This is a genomic window from Salinibacter sp. 10B (assembly GCF_002954405.1).
Classification (GTDB): Bacteria; Bacteroidota; Rhodothermia; order Rhodothermales; family Salinibacteraceae; genus Salinibacter.
Genome location: NZ_MQWC01000004.1, coordinates 3,216,536 through 3,232,435 on the forward strand (window position 1 = coordinate 3,216,536; position 15,900 = coordinate 3,232,435).

The 15,900-nt window shown below is 62.1% G+C and carries 14 protein-coding genes; 5 read left to right on the plus strand and 9 right to left on the minus strand.

Going from position 1 to position 15,900, the window contains the following annotated elements; translation table 11 throughout:
- Positions 1-29: 29 nt before the first annotated feature.
- The 4 genes from BSZ35_RS13085 to BSZ35_RS13100 form a co-directional block, all read right to left on the minus strand.
- Positions 30-2,573 carry an FtsX-like permease family protein gene (locus tag BSZ35_RS13085; protein WP_105012864.1) on the minus strand — a complete coding sequence of 848 codons (2,544 nt, stop codon included), beginning with the start codon at positions 2,571-2,573 and terminating at the stop codon, positions 30-32.
- Positions 2,574-2,712: 139 nt separating this feature from the next.
- Complete coding sequence (locus tag BSZ35_RS13090; RefSeq protein ID WP_258096321.1) at positions 2,713-3,216, minus strand: GAF domain-containing protein; 504 nt, start codon at positions 3,214-3,216, stop codon at positions 2,713-2,715.
- A gap of 83 nt (positions 3,217-3,299) precedes the next feature.
- A complete protein-coding gene (locus BSZ35_RS13095; protein WP_105012866.1) occupies positions 3,300-3,635 on the minus strand; it encodes a 2Fe-2S iron-sulfur cluster-binding protein in 336 nt (111 codons plus the stop codon).
- A 20-nt stretch (positions 3,636-3,655) separates the two neighbouring features.
- Entirely contained in the window at positions 3,656-3,952 is a 297-nt protein-coding gene (locus tag BSZ35_RS13100) for a DUF427 domain-containing protein (RefSeq protein WP_105013836.1), read from the minus strand.
- A gap of 352 nt (positions 3,953-4,304) precedes the next feature.
- Here BSZ35_RS13100 and BSZ35_RS13105 point away from each other — a divergent pair, with 352 nt between their 5' ends.
- The gene (locus BSZ35_RS13105) at positions 4,305-4,925 is read left to right on the plus strand and encodes a gamma-glutamyl-gamma-aminobutyrate hydrolase family protein (protein WP_105012867.1); all 621 of its coding nucleotides are present in this window, start codon (positions 4,305-4,307) and stop codon (positions 4,923-4,925) included.
- Positions 4,926-5,090: 165 nt separating this feature from the next.
- Here BSZ35_RS13105 and BSZ35_RS13110 read toward each other — a convergent pair whose 3' ends face one another.
- Positions 5,091-5,501 (minus strand): ArsI/CadI family heavy metal resistance metalloenzyme, encoded by a 411-nt coding sequence (locus BSZ35_RS13110; RefSeq protein WP_105013837.1) that lies wholly within the window; start codon positions 5,499-5,501, stop codon positions 5,091-5,093.
- Positions 5,502-5,738: 237 nt separating this feature from the next.
- On the opposite strand from BSZ35_RS13110, the gene BSZ35_RS13115 reads away from it, so the two are divergent.
- Positions 5,739-6,395 (plus strand): class I SAM-dependent methyltransferase, encoded by a 657-nt coding sequence (locus BSZ35_RS13115; protein ID WP_105012868.1) that lies wholly within the window; start codon positions 5,739-5,741, stop codon positions 6,393-6,395.
- Positions 6,396-6,677: 282 nt separating this feature from the next.
- Here the strand turns inward: BSZ35_RS13115 and BSZ35_RS13120 are convergent, their stop codons facing one another.
- From BSZ35_RS13120 to BSZ35_RS13130, 3 genes are all read right to left on the minus strand, one after another.
- A complete protein-coding gene (locus BSZ35_RS13120) occupies positions 6,678-7,286 on the minus strand; it encodes a sigma-70 family RNA polymerase sigma factor (protein ID WP_105012869.1) in 609 nt (202 codons plus the stop codon).
- 1,119 nt (positions 7,287-8,405) lie between these two features.
- On the minus strand, positions 8,406-9,779 hold the full coding sequence (lat, locus tag BSZ35_RS13125) for an L-lysine 6-transaminase (protein ID WP_105012870.1): 1,374 nt from the start codon (positions 9,777-9,779) through the stop codon (positions 8,406-8,408).
- Between the two features lie 216 nt (positions 9,780-9,995).
- Entirely contained in the window at positions 9,996-11,720 is a 1,725-nt protein-coding gene (locus BSZ35_RS13130; protein WP_105012871.1) for an amidohydrolase, read from the minus strand.
- Between the two features lie 261 nt (positions 11,721-11,981).
- On the opposite strand from BSZ35_RS13130, the gene lipA reads away from it, so the two are divergent.
- Both lipA and BSZ35_RS13140 read left to right on the plus strand, forming a co-directional pair.
- Positions 11,982-12,977, plus strand: a complete 996-nt coding sequence (lipA, locus tag BSZ35_RS13135) for a lipoyl synthase (protein ID WP_105012872.1) — start codon at positions 11,982-11,984, stop codon at positions 12,975-12,977.
- Between the two features lie 17 nt (positions 12,978-12,994).
- Positions 12,995-13,417 (plus strand): hypothetical protein, encoded by a 423-nt coding sequence (locus tag BSZ35_RS13140; protein ID WP_105012873.1) that lies wholly within the window; start codon positions 12,995-12,997, stop codon positions 13,415-13,417.
- A gap of 254 nt (positions 13,418-13,671) precedes the next feature.
- On the opposite strand, the gene BSZ35_RS13145 is transcribed toward BSZ35_RS13140, so the two are convergent.
- Entirely contained in the window at positions 13,672-14,058 is a 387-nt protein-coding gene (locus tag BSZ35_RS13145) for a hypothetical protein (protein WP_258096334.1), read from the minus strand.
- Between the two features lie 329 nt (positions 14,059-14,387).
- Between BSZ35_RS13145 and BSZ35_RS13150 the strand changes: the two genes are divergently transcribed.
- Positions 14,388-15,890 carry a carboxypeptidase M32 gene (locus BSZ35_RS13150; RefSeq protein WP_181149337.1) on the plus strand — a complete coding sequence of 501 codons (1,503 nt, stop codon included), beginning with the start codon at positions 14,388-14,390 and terminating at the stop codon, positions 15,888-15,890.
- Positions 15,891-15,900: the final 10 nt, after the last annotated feature.

A 15,900-nucleotide genomic window follows, 5' to 3' on the forward strand; every position in this document is an offset into this window, starting at 1 on the left:
TACAATTCCCGACGAGCGCGGAGAGGGCATTATACTTCTGCCCGCAGCACGTCCATCGGGGGACGATCGTACAGGCCGCGGCTGTTGAAGAGACCGATGCCGATGGTGAGAAGGGTCACCGTGACGAACGCACCGGCGAGCGCCCACGGGGCCACCACAAACGGCCCCTCGAAGACGAAGTAGGACAGGCTCCACGCCGCCGCGAGGGCCAGCACAATGCCGGTAGCCGCCGCAAAGACGCCGAGAAACAGGTATTCGACCGTCATGATCTTCAGCACCGTCTTGCGGGAGGCGCCAAGCGTTTTCAACAACACACTCTCTTCGGCCCGCTGGTATCGGCTCACGACCACCGCGCCCGCCAGCACGATGAGCCCGGTGACGATGCTGAAGAGGGCCATGAAGCGGATCACGTACGACAGACGTCCGAAGAGGTCGCGGAAGGTGGAGAGGACGAGCGAGAGATCGATGGCGGAGACGTTGGGGTACTTCTGCACGACCTGCCGCTGCACCTGGGCGGAGGCCTCGTCGTTTTCGGAGCGGCTCAGGATGACGTGCATCTGCGGCGCGGCTTCCAGCACTCCCTCCGGAAAGACCACAAAGTAATTCGTACCAATGCGCTGCCAATCGACTTGGCGGATGCTGGACACGTAGGTGGTCACGAGGCGGCCCTGCACGTCGAATGTCAGCGTATCCCCAATGCTCACGTTCAGGTCCTCGCGCGCGATCTCCTGCTCCAGCGAGATGGGTACAGCCGCTCCCGATTGTATCGGGTTGCCGTCGACCTCTCCCACAAACTCCCCCTCGACGAGCGTCTCGCTGCTGGTAAGGTGGTCGCGGTAGGTGACGCGGTACTCGCGCTCGTGTGCCCAGTCGACGCGCCGGGTCGTGTCCTGCCGGATTTGTTTGATGGTGCGGCCGTTTACGCTGTGCATTCGCATTGTGACGATGGGCTCGTCGGCCATTAGTGGAAGGCCGGCGCCCTTGACGATGTCCTTCACGCCGTCGGCCTGGTCGTTCTGCACGTCGAAGAGCACGAGGTTGGGCTGTCCTTTGCCGCCGGTCACCTTGATCTGCTCCAGGAGGGTTTGTTGGACGAGGAAGAGCGTCACGATGAGGAAGGTGCCGAGGCCGAGCGCCAGCATCAGCACCGTCGTTTGGTTCTGCGGGCGGTACAGGTTTGCCAGGCCTTGCCGCCATGGGTACGGCCAGGAGCTCGGAAAGAAGCGCTGCACGCCCGTTACGATGCCCCAGGACACGAGCGCCAGCACGCCGAAGACGCCCGCCACACCCCCTGCGTAGCCGAGTCCAATTTCCCACGAGGGGGCCTGCAGAAGCGACACGCCGGTCACCCCCGCTGCAATGAGGATCGCGACCGCCCACCGCGCCGGGTCGCACCAGCCGCCCGTCGTCGGGTCCACGTCTGTGCGGAGGGCGCGCATGGGCGAGACGCCCCGCACCTCCAGCAGCGGCCACAGTGCAAAGAGGAGGGTGACCCCGAGGCCAACGCCTAGGCCGAGGCCCACCGCCACCCAGGAAATGGAGAAACTTACGTCGAAGGGAAGGAAGTCGGCCAGCAGACGAGGCACGAAGGCCTGAAGCCCGATGCCGATCAGGCTTCCGGTGCCGGCACCGAGCAGGCCGAGCACGCCTGCCTGGGCGAGATAGATGCGGAACGTGCGTCCGGCCGAGGCGCCCAGGCAGCGCAGGACCGCAATCGAGCCGAGGCGCTGCCGCACGTACACGTGCACGGCACTTGCCACGCCGAGGCTGCCCAGCAGGAGCGCCACAAAGCCCACGAGGCTCAGGAAGCGATACAGGTTGCCGAGGCCCTCGCGCCAGTCCTCCGCCTCTTCCTCCACGGTGTCGGTGTCGAGGTCCCGCCGCTCCGCAAACGGCTCGATGTCACTCACGAGCTGGCTTACGTCACGGTCGTCTTCGAACTTGAAGTAGACCTCGTATTCGGCCAGGCTCCCCCGACTCAAAAGACTCGTGTCGAGTTCGGTCTTCGGGATGTAAATCGGGGGGCGGGCGGCGGAGCTAAAGGACGATTCGCCCGGGGCTTGTTGGATCTCGCCTGCGATTTGGTACGACACGCGCCCGATGCGGACGGAGTCTCCCACCTGCGCGTCGAACTGGTTCAGGAGGGTGCCGGATACGAGTGCTCGGCGGCCCGTCTGGTAGACCTGCGAGGCACTGTCGGGCTGCGTAATCAGGGCGCCGTAGAACGGAAAGCCGCCCTCGACGGCCCGTACCGCCGTGAGGCGCGTGCCGCCGTTCTTGGGAAAGACGGCCATCGATCCGAAGGAGATGCGTCGCGACTGTGTGCCGCCGATCGAGTCGATCATCACCTCCGTCGAGTCGTCGAACGGTTGCTCAGACTCCAATCGAAGGTCGGCCCCGAGGAGCGTCTTCGCTTCCTGATCGACCGTGCGGCTCATGTTGTCGCCGAAGCCGCGAATGGCGACGAGCGCAGCGACGCCCAGCACCATGGCCGAGAGGTAGAGCGCGAGGCGCTGCCGGCTGCCGCGACTGTCGCGCCACGCCATCTTCAGAATCCAGGGTACGTTGCTCATTCGGCAAGGGGGAAATGATCCAGATAACAAGGTGCCCGGGTTCGACGGTTCGGGAGGCGTGAGGACGTGAAGCGGGATACGTGATCTCTAGGATCGGGCGCCTCAGAGTCCCGAGTCGCGGTTCACGCCTCGCGAGTCACTACAACACCTCCGTCTCCTCAAACTGCTCACCGAGATCCGCGCAGAGGCGCTCCAAGTGCTCCCGGTCGGTGTCGTCGAAGGCGCCGACGGTATCGGAGTCGACGTCGAGGACGGCCAGGAGGCGGTCGGATGGCGTCACGATCGGCACCACGACTTCCGACTGTGTCGACGACTGGCAGGCAATGTGGTCCGGCGCGTCGGACACATCGGGCCAAAGCTGCGTCTCGCGCGTCCGGGCCGCGGCCCCGCACACCCCCCGATCAAAGTCAATGTGGAGGCAGCCGTGCGGCCCCTGGTACGGCCCCACGATGAGATGATCGTCCGAGACCGCTCGGTAGAAGCCGGTCCAGTCGTAGTAGTCGAACGAGTGGTGGAGCTCGCACGCGACCGTGGCCATTGCCGCAATCCAGTCCGTTTCGCTGTCGAGCAGGGCGTCGATACGACGACGGGCATCCCTATAGGTATCGGTCTTCGCGGAGGAAGCAACGGCGGAATCAGGCATTGGGAGAGGCAGTCCTGTGCACATGAATGGGAACGGCCCTCTACCGGGGGCGTCGTGGAGGCGTTCCGGATGGGACGAGGGCATCACGGGTTCCGGTCTCCCCACACGCGCTTTTGGGGAAGAAGGTACACGGTCAGGGGACGATCAATGGTGATTTGGCAGGAGAGGCGAGGATAGCCGTACCGGGCCGCGAGTCGGTCGTGCCAGTGTACGGGCGCTGGCGGGGACTCCAGGCGGACGCCGCAGGTGGCACAGAGCCCTCGCCCCCCGCAGTGAACGGATTCCGTCCACCGGGTGTAGGGGGACAGGTCATTTTTGAGCAGTACTCGCCGGAGGTTGGCGCCGGACTTTGCCTCGATCTCATGCCATTCCGCTCCGTCGTGAACACGGACGCGGTATGCGGACGCAGACTCGGGCACGGGGATGTGAGGAGGAATTGTTACGCTGCGGTCTCTTCTGTCACTTCGATCTGCGAGGTGTAGAATGCCACGTGATCCTTGATTTGAGACGCCTCGTCGTGCGGATCCGGATAGTACCAGGCCGCATTTGTTTTCTCATCTCCCCCTGCGACCACGGTGTAGTAGTGGGCTTCTCCCTTCCACGGGCAGGTCGTCCGATGGTCGCTTGGCTTCAGATACGTTTCGTTGAGCGACTCCGGCGGGAAGTAGTGGTTGCCTTCCACGACGACGGTGTCGTCGCTCTCGGCAATCACGGCATCGTTCAAAACGGCTTTCATGGCGATGAGAAGTGATTCGTGAAGTGTGAAAGTAATTTGGGAACGAACATTCAACTGCTGGTGTGCGTCCCCGATTCCGTTCGGGGAAAAACCCATTGGCATCGTTACACTTGTGTGCACTCGGAGGCCGTTTCTTGCCGATGGGAGTGCAATCGGAACGAGAGCGTGCTGTCGTTTTCCCATTCACGCATCCCAACTTCGCGCCGCCCTGTTTATTCTTGCGCCAAAGCACTCGCCCGATCTTCGTTGCTTCGTCCGTCCCGACAGTCTCTTATGCCCGACATTCTCATCCTTCAGCACGTCCGTCCCGAGCCCCCCCGCAACCATTGCTGAGGCGCTCGACACCCATGACGTGTCGCATCGCACCGTGCGTCTGTTTCGGGACGAGCCGGTCCCGGGCACCCTCGACGCTGACGGGCTGGTGGTGATGGGCGGGCCGATGGGTGTGGCCGACCGTCACGACCATCCGCACCTGCAGGCAGAGCTCAACCTCATAGAGCAGGCGCTGCAGGACGATCGGCCCGTGCTGAGCGTCTGTCTCGGCAGTCAACTGCTGGCCCACGTCCTCGGGGCCGAGGTGCGAACGGGGCGGCAGAAGGAGATCGGATGGGACGAGGTGACGCTCACCGGCGCCGCGGCCGACGATCCGCTGTTTCAGGGCCTGGAGGATCCGTTTGTCGCATTTCACTGGCACGGCGATCTCTTTTCGCTGCCCGACGGCGCGACGCACTTGGCCCGCACGCCGCAGACGGAGCATCAGGCCTTTCGCTATGGCGATTCTGCCTACGGTCTGCTCTTTCACCTGGAGGTCACGCCGAAAACGGTGGCCTGGATGACGACGGCCTTCCAGGATGAGTTGGCCGAGGAGGGACGTGACGGGGCTGTCATCCGCCGCGCCGTCATGACGTATGAAAAGGAGCTCCGGTCCAGGGCGCGGACCGTCTTCGGGCGCTGGGCGGAGTTGGTGGACTAGCGCACGTGCTGGCCTCCGTGCTGTTCAAACCGACGGCGGACGACAGACCGGACGCCGTGAAATACGGCATTCGGTGCAGCCCGAAGACGACGTTTCCGTTGGACTGGAAGCGGTCTGTCGGATGGTCCGCCGTCGTGTGTTTTGCGGAACGGGGCCGAACACGTGTTACGCCTCGTCCGGGCAGCATTCCGTCACACCCTCGCCGGCGTACGTTTCTGCTTCCCCGCTGGTGTGGAAGGCCTCCCAGGCCACCTCCTGTGCGTCCACGATCCACGTTTTGTCGGAGTTGGCGTAGCAGCAGGTTGTTTCCCCTTCGTCCGTTACGGCACCATCGGCACGGGCGATACGCTCGCGAAGCTCGTTGAGCTCTTCCGGCGTCTCAGCCTGGATGCCCAGGTGCTCAATGCCGAACTCCTCCTCTTTTTCGGCGACTGAGAAATTGACCCGCGGATCGTCGAGCATCCATTTGGCATAGTCCGATTTCTGGACGGTAGGGGCGGCGTCGAAGAGGGTCGAGTAGAAGCGCGTGGCGGTGTCGAGGTCCTTCACGCGCAGCATGACGTGCATTCGCTTCATGGGAGTGCATCGTTGAATGAAAGAGTGCGTCGAGAGCGAGTTCTTTCCCTCGCTCATCCTGGTAGTCGGGCGAATGCTGAAAAAGACTCACTGGTTCTTTCATTCTTCACATAAGTAGTGCTTCGCCCTCCAGGATCGACTGGTGATGTCCTCTCGTTCAACATTGTCCTCGGCCCACGTTTCGACGGGCCTACAACTCTGGATCGTCCTTCATGCTCGCAAGTCCCTTCGTTCCCGATGGCGTGTTGTGGACATTGTCAAGAGGCCGGAGAGCTGTTTACCGACGAGAAGGCACGGACGGAGCTGCGTGAGTACCGCAGGAACGGCGCTCCGAACACACCCACACGCCTCCTCATCGACGGACTGAAGACGCTGGATCTTTCCTCTACGACGCTGCTCGACGTGGGCGGGGGCGTCGGGATGATTCAGCACGAACTGATGGAGGCAGGCGTGTCGGAGGCGACGCTGGTGGAAGCGTCCCCCGCGTACCTGAAGGTCGCTGAAAATGAAACCCGGCGCCGCGGACATGCGGACCGCGCCTCCTTCCGCCACGGCGATTTCGTAGACCTGGCCCCGAAATTGCCGGAGGCCGACCTCGTGACGCTGGATCGGGTGATTTGTTGCTACCCGCACATGACAGAGTTGATACAGGCCTCGACCGCCAAAGCCACGCGGTGGTACGGCCTCACGTACCCCCGAACGCGCTGGTTTCTCCGCTGGGCAAAGCCGGTCACCGATCTCTATTGTTGGTGGAAGGACATGGATTTCCGAATCTATCTGCACGAAGGGGTAGACGAGGCCATCCAGTCGGCGGGCTTCCGTCGGTTCTATCAGACGGAAACCTTCTTGTGGAACGTGGCGCTGTACGAGCGCCCTGAAGCCGTGACGACCTGACGGGTTTAGGATGCCCGGCGGGGGGGGCGAGGACAGGAGACTGGTGCTACTGAGTCAACACGGAATAGCTCTCCAAACGTGAGAAATGAACTCCATCGTCGCTCCTGGACATCTAGATGGCCAGACTTGATCTAGGCAATCTAGATTGCCAGAACCCATCAAATCACCGACGAGGCCTCCCCGTCCGACTGGATGGGCTCCAAGTCAAGCTTGGAGCGACGTGAGAAAGAATTTCTCATAGTTGGAGGCAAATCCCAGACTGATTCAATAGCACCACCCGTTCTAATAGCAGGACGATTCGCACGAATCTGTTCTCCGCCGCCGGAACGCGACGGCCCGTCCCTCCGGTCCAAACTCAATTTCGCAGCAGCGCATGAGCCGTTCCCGCAGCTTGACGCGGGCCCGCTGCACGCGGGATTTTGCACCGGAGAGGGAAAGACCGATCTCGTCCGCCACTGCCTGCTGAGTGTATCCCTCAAAGTCGGCCATGAGGAGCGGGCGACGGTACATCTCGGGCAATTCCTCCGCCATGGGACGGAGCCAGGAGAGCACTTCCTCGTGGGGATCGTGGTCGCCGTCGTACGGGGCTAGATTTTCGGAGGAAGGGGGCGTTTCCACCGTGGGGGCGTTCACCGACGTGTCTACCGGACGCCGCTCTTCCTGTCGGAAGTAATCGGCAATGGCCCGACGGGCGATGGAGAACACCCAGGCCTCGGCGCGATCGGCATTTCGGAGCGAATCGGTGCCTTCGTGCAGCCGGAGCAGCGTGTCCTGGAGTACGTCTTCGGCGTCTGCAGTGGGCACACGGCGTCCAATGAAGGAGCGCAGGCCGTCGACGAACGGACGCCAGACGGCGGTGTCGGAATGGGAAGAAGATTCGGGCGTGTTCATGACGGTGTAGTTGGAGAGCGGAAAGAACCGAACAGGGGGAAGAGTGCCCGCCGAAGGAGGCTGACCAGTCGTTGCGAAGAGTAGTCAGAGCGCCTGGGGAAGGCAATAGCAAGGCGATGGCCATCGGAGATCTCCTGCGAGGCCGACTTCTATCAGGACGTTTAGGCACTGGGAGACGGTCGACTGGGCCAATGGAGGATCATCTGTGCTGGCACCGCAGACGCACTTGGCGGGCGGTCAGGTTCTCGACGGTAGTCAGCCATACCGAATGAGCATCGATCTGTTATAATCGTTTATCGTCGATGTGCGATAAATAGTCAGAACAACACCAGCAGTTCCGAGAAAAGTTCGGAGGGGAACCGCCGGTGTGCTCTAAGCTCGACTTTGGCGCTTTCGAATGACCGAAAAACTGCCTATTCCAGCGGATTGAGGCACTTTTTGATTATTTCCATGTCGCGGTTTGCCCCCGACATCAAATAAATACTACGCCTACCGGCCTCCATCTTCTAGAAACGACGATTGGTCGAAGTCAAATGGCCAAAGTCGAGCTAAGAGACTGTTTTGATTTTTGGCCGGATTGAAAATCGCAGAGGTGCTTCGCCGACCTGAGGGGACCGTTCATAGTTCGGAAGCCCCTAACACAGAGAGAGATTTCGACGACCTGCGGTCGTTACGCTCAGCCTGAAATGCGATCGTGTGAAACCAAAACAGTCTCTAAAAACGACTTGTGCTACATGTAGATTCCATGTGTATCTGCTTTCAGCCGCCGGAAACGGTCACCATCGTCGCTCCAAACTTGCTTTGGAGCCATCCAGCCAAATGAGGGAGATTGAGCTACCGTCAGATGGGCTCTCAGTCAAGGTTGGACATCTCAGATGTCCTAGAGCGACGTAGGTCCGGTTTCCCTTGAAAACGGCATATTTGAGGAAGGCTCGCACATATATCGCACTATAGCACAAGACGTTCTGAGAGACTGGTGTTTTGATGTCCAGCGAGGGGGCAGAACGAGTCGACCGCGAATCGGTCCTTTCCGCTCATTGGTCCGGTGCCTGTACGGCGCGGAGGGCCCAGCGCTGATGTGCAGCCCCCTATCGCAAAACGGTCAAGACGCCGCGGTCTCTAAGCTCGATCCCTTGAGTGGGATTCATGTTCGTGCTTCACCGACTCCAGCGCTCGCCGAATGCAGTCTACGCCCTCGTCCACCTCGTCGGCGGTAATGGTGAGCGGGGTTCGGAAGCGAATCGTACTCTCCCCGCATCCGAGAATGATTGCCCCCTCTTCGTACGTTTGCTCCTTCACGTGGTCACGGTATGCCGTGGAGGGGAGGTCGAATGCACACATCAGACCTTTGCCGCGTGGGTTTGTGACGGCATCGAACTGATCGGCGAGCTCATGCAGCCGGTCCTGCAGATGCTGGCCGACCGTACCGGCATGATCCACGAGCGCGTCCTCCTCCATGATCTCGAGGATGCGGTCGAAGCGCACCATGTCCACGATGTTGCCGCCCCAGGTGGAGTTGATGCGGCTGGGGGTTTGGAAGACGTGACCGTCCACCTCGTCGAGCTTGCGCCCGGCCAGGATGCCACAGACCTGAGACTTCTTGCCGAAGGCGAGAATGTCGGGCCGCACCCCGAGGGTTTGATGGGCCCAGAAGTCGCCGGTAATGCCGACACCGCTCTGCACCTCGTCGAAGATGAGAAGGGCGTCGTTCTCGTGGGCCAGATTTTTCAGGCGCTTCAGGAAGGACGGGCGGAAGTGGTTGTCGCCGCCCTCTCCCTGAATCGGCTCCAGAATGACGGCCGCGATTTGATCCTCACGTTCATGGAAGAATCGCTTGGCCTGCGTGAGCGCCTGTTCCTCCTTCGCCGCCACGCGGTCGACCTCGTCCCCATTGAGTGGAAATTGAAGGGCCGGAGTCGAGATGCGCGGCCAGTCGAATTGCGGGAAGTGCTTCGTCTTTTTCGGGTCGGTGTTCGTGAGCGACATCGTATAGCCGGTGCGCCCATGGAACGCGTGGTCGAGGTGCAGCACCTGATGGCCCACCTCGCGCCGGTAGCCCTTTTCAAAGTTTTTCCGCACCTTCCAGTCGAATGCGGCCTTTAGGGCATTCTCGACGGCCAGTGCTCCGCCCGAGATAAAGAAGGTATAGGGCAGATAGTCCGGAATCCCCACGCGGTCGAAGGTGTCGACGAATCGCGCCATGTGCCCCGTCATGACGTCGGAGTTGGTCACCTTGTTGAGGGCCGCGTCCTTGAGCCGATCCATGAACGCGTCGTTCTCGGCCATCTTCGGGTGATTCATGCCGAGGGGGCTTGAGGCGTAGAACCCGAAGAGATCGATGAAGGTACGTCCGGTGGTTTCGTCGCGGAGCTTCACACCCCGACTTGCGTCCATGTCGAGCACCAGGGGCATCATGCCCTTCGTCAGAATGTGTCTCGACAGGAGGTCACGGACGTCTTCGGGACGGACAGAGTTGGGGGAAACCGCTTCCATCAATGGGGCATTGTTCAAGAGCGAGAATGGACGAACGTGCAGAAAAGATATCCGCCAATCCGGACGACGTTTCCAGTGGTCAAGTGAATGCAGGAGGGAAGCCGAATTTTTCAAGTTATATGCCGTATTTCCCGTACGAACAAGGGCGTAGGGGAAGGGCGGAGGACTACGACGCTTTTCATTTCATACGCCGCAGAGTTCGTTCTCTCATCATGGTTACTCGCTCGTGTAGGCTACGTCTCCACCCACGATTGTGTAGTCGACGGTTGTATTGCGAATCTTGGAGGCGGGAGCGTTCAGAGGCGAGGTGGAGAGCACGGCAATGTCGGCCAGCTTTCCGGGGGTGAGGGTGCCCTTTAGGTCTTCCGTAAAGGCCGCGTAGGCATTGTTGAGGGTGTACGACTTAAGGGCCTGTCGTCGAGAAAGGGTCTCTTCTTCGGTAAAGGAGGAGTCGGTACCGGGCACCTGCCGCGTGATGGTGCAGTGGAGGCTGGCGAGGGGGTTGACCTTCTCAACGGGCACGTCGGTTCCGTTGCCGACCACGGCGCCGTCGTCCCAAAGCGTCCGCCAGACGTACGCTCCCTCCTCTACGCGCTCGCTTCCAAGCCGCTGATAGTTGTAGGGGGCGTCGGAGCAGGCATGGATCGCCTGCATGGAGGCAATGACGCCGAGATCCGCAAATCGGGAAATATCGTCGGGGTGGAGGTGTTGGGCATGCTCGATGCGCCACCGAAGCGAATCGCCATCCACGCTGTGTGAGGAGAACAGGTCGGAATACAGGTCCAGCGTTTCCTGGTTGGCCCGGTCGCCGATGGCGTGGACGGCGATCTGGTAGTCCTCCTCAAGCCCAATTTCGGCGATTTCACGAATGCGCTCCATTGGAGTGACGTTTATGCCCGTGTTGTCGGGCGCGTCGTCGTAGGGACGCAGCATCCAGGCACTTCGGGAGCCGAGGGCGCCGTCCGCCGTGATCTCCCCAATCGATCGCACCGTGAAGTGATGGTTCGCGTCCCCTACGGTGCGGAGGGCGGCGAGGGAGTCTTGCGTCTCCGGGGTCACTTCATCCTGGGCGACCATAGCGTACATCCGGATGCCGAGGGTCCCGTTCTCTGCCATCTCGCGGTAAAGCTCAATGGTCTCGAACGAGGCGCCCTGATCGTGGAAGCTTGTGACGCCGTGGGCGAGGGCCTCTTCGGAAGCCAGTCGAACCTGCTTCTTGCGACGCGCCCGTCGTTCGGCCGGCGTCATGTCGCTGCGAGACTGCTCGATTGCGTCTTGCACCAGCCCGGCGGCCGTCTCCAGGAGGACGCCGGTGGCGCGGCCCTGGGCGTCCCGGACGATCGTGCCGCCGTCTGGATTGGGCGTGTTCGGGCCAATGCCCGCTGCGTCCAGTGCGGCATCGTTGGCGATTGCGGCGTGGCCGCTGGCGTGCGTCAAGAACACCGGCGTGTCCGGGGCCACGTCATTGAGGCGGGCGTTCGTCGGAAAGCCGCGCACCGTTCGGTCGGGCGTCGCGTCCCACTTCTCCTGGTGCCAGCCGCGGCCCTGAATCCATGTGGCTGCGGAGGGGGCGGCGGCCGCCGAGTCGACCATCGATATGACGCGTGCCCAGGACGGTGTTCCTAGCAACCCGAGTTGCATCTGTGCCTGTCCCATGCCCATGAAGTGACCATGGCCCTCAATGAAGCCGGGCATTGCCGTGCGTCCGTCCAGGTCGATGACACGGGTCTCCGGGCCAACGTGGGCGGTGATCTCTGCCGTGGGGCCAACCGACAAAATGGTGTCGCCCGCCGCGGCCAGGGCCTCCGCCGTGCCGTATTGCTCGTCGAGCGTAACGACCGTTCCGTTCTTCAGCACAAGGTCGGCGGTGGGCCCCGACGAACAACTAATCCCGAACACACCGAGAGCGAGTAGAAGCACAGAGAGGCTGCGATGGGACATGAGCGTAAATCGAGTTGAGCAAAGAGACGTGTGGACTCTTCAGTGTCACGGACATGAGTCCGGTTGTCAAGGAGCGGACGATGGGTTTGCGGGACGGAGACGAAAGGACGCCGTTACGTCTACTGTTGCACGCCCTCGTTCGTCGGGGCGGAGGAACGGCGGTCCCGTCCCCCCGTACCCATTCCTCCACGCAACAGGTCGGGGTTCCCCGTCCGAACCTTGGGCCCCGCCCGGCCGCCTGAATGAACCGTTTGTTTCCGCATGCCTACCCCTGCGACTGACGAGTCCACCGACACGAATGAGCCCGCCACGCCCGACGACGTGGAGCTGGGAAGCGTCCAGCCGGAACCCATTGCCCCCTCCGGCGACGGCGATCCCGGCTTCGTGGAACTGCCCGTCGTCGAGAACACGAACAAAAACAAGCGCGGCCAGCGTCCCGACTGGCTCCGCGTCTCGCTGCCACAAGGCGAGGAGTACAAAGACGTGCGGGAGACCGTGGACGATCACGATCTGCACACGGTCTGCGAGAGCGCCAACTGTCCCAACATGGGCGAGTGCTGGAGCCGCGGCACCGCCACGTTCATGATCCTGGGCGATGTCTGTACGCGCTCCTGCGGCTTCTGCGCCGTGAAGACGGGCCGTCCGGACGATGGCCTCGACTGGGACGAGCCGCGCCGCGTGGCGGAGGCCGTGGACAAAATGGACCTCGACCACGCCGTCATCACCAGCGTAAATCGCGACGAGCGTGAGGACGGCGGCGCACCCATTTTTGCGGAGGTCATCGAGCGCATTCACGACCTCGGCGCGACCTGCGAGGTGCTCACGCCCGACTTCCGCGGCATGCGCGAGCCCTGTGAAACCGTCTTTGAGGCGGAGCCCGACATCTTCAACCACAACGTGGAGACGGTGCCGAGCCTCTACCGCCGGGTGCGGCCCCAGGCCGACTACGAGCGCTCGCTCAAGGTGTTGAAGTGGGCGAAGGAGGAGGGCCTGCGCACCAAAAGTGGCATTATGGTCGGCCTCGGTGAGACGAAGGAGGAAGTCCTGGAGATCATGGACGACTTCGTGGAGATTGGGCTCGACGTGATGACGATCGGACAGTACATGCAGCCCACCGAGCACCACCTGCCGGTCGAGGAGTGGATCGAGCCGGAGGTCTTCGACTGGTACAAGCAGGTCGGGGAAGAGAAGGGCATCGAGCACGTCGAGAGCAGCCCGCTCACCCGCTCCTCCTACCATGCCGAAGAGCACGTGTAATCGGGATTCGTCTCGTCATGTTCTCGTCTCGTCGGTACGTCTCTGCTCTTGTGGGGCTTCTCGTGCTTCTGAGCAGTGGATCGGTTCAGGCCCAGTCCTCCCCTCACGTGAAGACGGTGAGCGACACCGTAGAGTTTGCGTCCACCGGCGTTCTTGAGGTCGAGAACCAAAAGGGACGCATTTCGGTGACGACGTGGGGACAGGACGCCGTCGGATACGAGGTCCGCATCGATGACTACACGTCAACGATCCGTAATACCGAATCCTGCTGCAGACTTCAGGGAGGAGGTACGGCGACGCAAAAGCCTCTCGTATCGTCGGCACCGGCAAGGAGTGGCCCCAGAAGCGTCGTTGGATTGTGGCGTTACGAGTTTAACCGCAGGGGCGACAACCGTGGCACTGGGTTTTCGTTTCCTGAAAGGTCAATGTCCTCTGTGTAGCGTCGTTGGACTCCAACGACGCTACGGACGCCTGTTTCTTACCGGAATAGAGCTCCCGGAGTTGGTATAATGGAGCGAAAGCACCGATCGGAAGCTGTTCGGTGGATGGATGTTCAGCCGAGACACAGTGGGCGACGGTCAAAATAGCGCTCAAATGAGGCTGGCCCCCCAGCGGGGTTGTCGGGCGAGTGCAGACGCCATTTTGAGTGAGATTTGCAAAATGCAGGCCACAGACCGTCTGCCAAAACAGCTTCTCAGAGCGCCATCTCCCGTTTGTCGACGTATTCCTCCCCGTCGTCCGAAACGCGAAGCATTTTCCACGGCTTCTCCGGATCGTTGAGAAAGCAAAGCACCTCTTTCTGCAGATCCGCATAGGCATCGCGGGCGCAGGCCGTCGCGCTGTCCCATGGTTTGTCGGCAGCGTTGAACCAGACGCTCGTGTACGGGCCGTTTTCGACGCCCTCCGCAATCTGGACGGGCACCCGCGCTCCCTCGTACGTCCCCTCGACGGTCGAGATGATCGCATCGTTCACCGGCGACAGGTCGTCGAGCACCGTGTGGAGCCAGTCGGTGGCCTCGTCCGTCGAGAGGTCGCGCACGTAGATTTCAATGGTGTCGTGGGCCATGAGGGAAGCGGTCATTGGCGAAGAGAACGGATGATCTCAACGGGTGTGGGCGGTGGTCGTGCCGTGAAGAAGTGCGTAGATGAGGTCGGGTGTGGGCGAATGGGGCCATGGGCGGGGCGCCGCGAAGGAAAGAAAAACCGACGATATATCGTCTCCGATCAGTGTTCGATGTGGGAGGTCTGGAAGGTCTCCAGCATCGCGTAGCGGTGGCGGCGGTAGAGGACCGTGAGGCGATCGAGAGGAGAAGAGAGCCGGCGAAATGATCACCGAATCTGAAGAAACGTCGACTCGTGCCCCAAGTTATCCAGATGCATCCGAAAATTGAAACAGCGTCCCCGTCGTCCATGCCCGATGCTCTCGACGAACTTCGCGATCACCTCGCCCCCATCAACGACCTGGAGTCCGCCGCCGCGGTACTGGCCTGGGACCAGGAAACGTTCATGCCCGACGGAGGGGCCGAGGCGCGCGCCCATCAGCTTTCCACCCTTCAGTCGATGGCGCACGAGCGCTTCGTGGCAGACGAGACCGGCGAGCTGCTTGATCGGGCCGACGAGGCCACTGCGGACGACGATCCCCTCGACGACGGCGCGAGCCTAGTGCGCGTCACCCGTCGTGATTATGAGCGCGCCCGCCGCGTGCCGTCCGCGCTCGTGGCTGAGCTCTCGAAGGCCACCTCGCAGGCCAAGCAGGCCTGGAAAAAGGGGCGGGAGGAGGATGACTTCTCCACCTTCGCCCCGCACCTGGAGCGGCTGGTGGAGCTGTCGGTCGAGAAGGCTGAGGCCATCGGGTACGACGACGAGCCGTACGACGCGCTGCTGGAGGAGTTTGAGCCGGGCCTGTCGACCGCTGAGGTGGCCGACACGTTCGAAACGCTGCGCGAAGACCTCGTCCCGCTCGTCGACGCCATCGCCGATAGCCCGCAGCTCGACAATGACGTGCTGCATCGCTCCTATCCGCAGCCCAAGCAGAAGGCGTTCGGGGAGCAGGTGCTCGACGACATCGGCTACGACTTCGATCGCGGGCGGCAGGACGTGTCGGCCCACCCGTTTACCACCTCGTTCTCGCCGGACGACGTGCGCATCACCACGCGCTACGACGAGGACTTTTTCCCGTCGGCCTTCTTCTCAATGATCCACGAGGGCGGCCATGCGCTCTACGAGCAGGGCATCGATCCGGCCCTCGCCCGCACGCCCCTGGCCGACGGCGCCTCGCTCGGCGTGCACGAGTCGCAATCCCGTCTCTGGGAGAACCACGTGGGCCGCAGTCGCCCGTTCTGGCAGCACTACTTCCCGCAGTTGAAGGAGACGTTTCCGGAGGCGTTGGGCGACGCGGATCTCGACACGTTCTACCGCGCCATCAATCGCGTCGAGCCGTCCCTCATCCGGGTGGAGGCCGACGAGGTGACGTACAACCTGCACGTCATGCTCCGTTTCGAGCTGGAGCGCGGTCTCATCTCCGGCACGGTGGACGTGAACGATCTGCCCGACCGCTGGAATGCGGCGATGGACGACTATCTGGGCATCACGCCGGACACCGACGCCAACGGGGTGTTGCAGGACGTGCACTGGTCGATGGCGTCGTTCGGGTACTTTCCCACCTACACGCTCGGGACCCTCATGGCGGCCCAGCTCATGGAGGCCGTCGAGCGCGACCTGACCCATCTGCAGCAGCGGCTGGCGGATGGGGAGATGGGACCGCTGCTCGACTGGCTCCGCACCCACGTGCATCAGCACGGTCGAAAAGTGACGGCGCCCGAGTTGCTGGATCGCATGACCGGGGACGAACTCTCGGCCGAGGCGTGGCTCCGATACGCTCGCGAGAAGTTTGGGGCGCTGTACGATCTTTAGCTGGCGGCTC

What these genes read in the sequence shown, in the direction of transcription:
- BSZ35_RS13085 (WP_105012864.1), bottom strand. Translation starts at nt 2,573, where the DNA reads ATGAGCAACGTACCCTGGATTCTGAAGATGGCGTGGCGCGACAGTCGC.
- BSZ35_RS13090 (WP_258096321.1), bottom strand. Translation starts at nt 3,216, where the DNA reads ATGCCTGATTCCGCCGTTGCTTCCTCCGCGAAGACCGATACCTATAGG.
- BSZ35_RS13100 (WP_105013836.1), bottom strand. Translation starts at nt 3,952, where the DNA reads ATGAAAGCCGTTTTGAACGATGCCGTGATTGCCGAGAGCGACGACACC.
- BSZ35_RS13110 (WP_105013837.1), bottom strand. Translation starts at nt 5,501, where the DNA reads ATGAAGCGAATGCACGTCATGCTGCGCGTGAAGGACCTCGACACCGCC.
- BSZ35_RS13115 (WP_105012868.1), top strand. Translation starts at nt 5,739, where the DNA reads ATGGCGTGTTGTGGACATTGTCAAGAGGCCGGAGAGCTGTTTACCGAC.
- BSZ35_RS13120 (WP_105012869.1), bottom strand. Translation starts at nt 7,286, where the DNA reads ATGAACACGCCCGAATCTTCTTCCCATTCCGACACCGCCGTCTGGCGT.
- lat (WP_105012870.1), bottom strand. Translation starts at nt 9,779, where the DNA reads ATGGAAGCGGTTTCCCCCAACTCTGTCCGTCCCGAAGACGTCCGTGAC.
- BSZ35_RS13130 (WP_105012871.1), bottom strand. Translation starts at nt 11,720, where the DNA reads ATGTCCCATCGCAGCCTCTCTGTGCTTCTACTCGCTCTCGGTGTGTTC.
- lipA (WP_105012872.1), top strand. Translation starts at nt 11,982, where the DNA reads ATGCCTACCCCTGCGACTGACGAGTCCACCGACACGAATGAGCCCGCC.
- BSZ35_RS13140 (WP_105012873.1), top strand. Translation starts at nt 12,995, where the DNA reads ATGTTCTCGTCTCGTCGGTACGTCTCTGCTCTTGTGGGGCTTCTCGTG.
- BSZ35_RS13145 (WP_258096334.1), bottom strand. Translation starts at nt 14,058, where the DNA reads ATGACCGCTTCCCTCATGGCCCACGACACCATTGAAATCTACGTGCGC.
- BSZ35_RS13150 (WP_181149337.1), top strand. Translation starts at nt 14,388, where the DNA reads ATGCCCGATGCTCTCGACGAACTTCGCGATCACCTCGCCCCCATCAAC.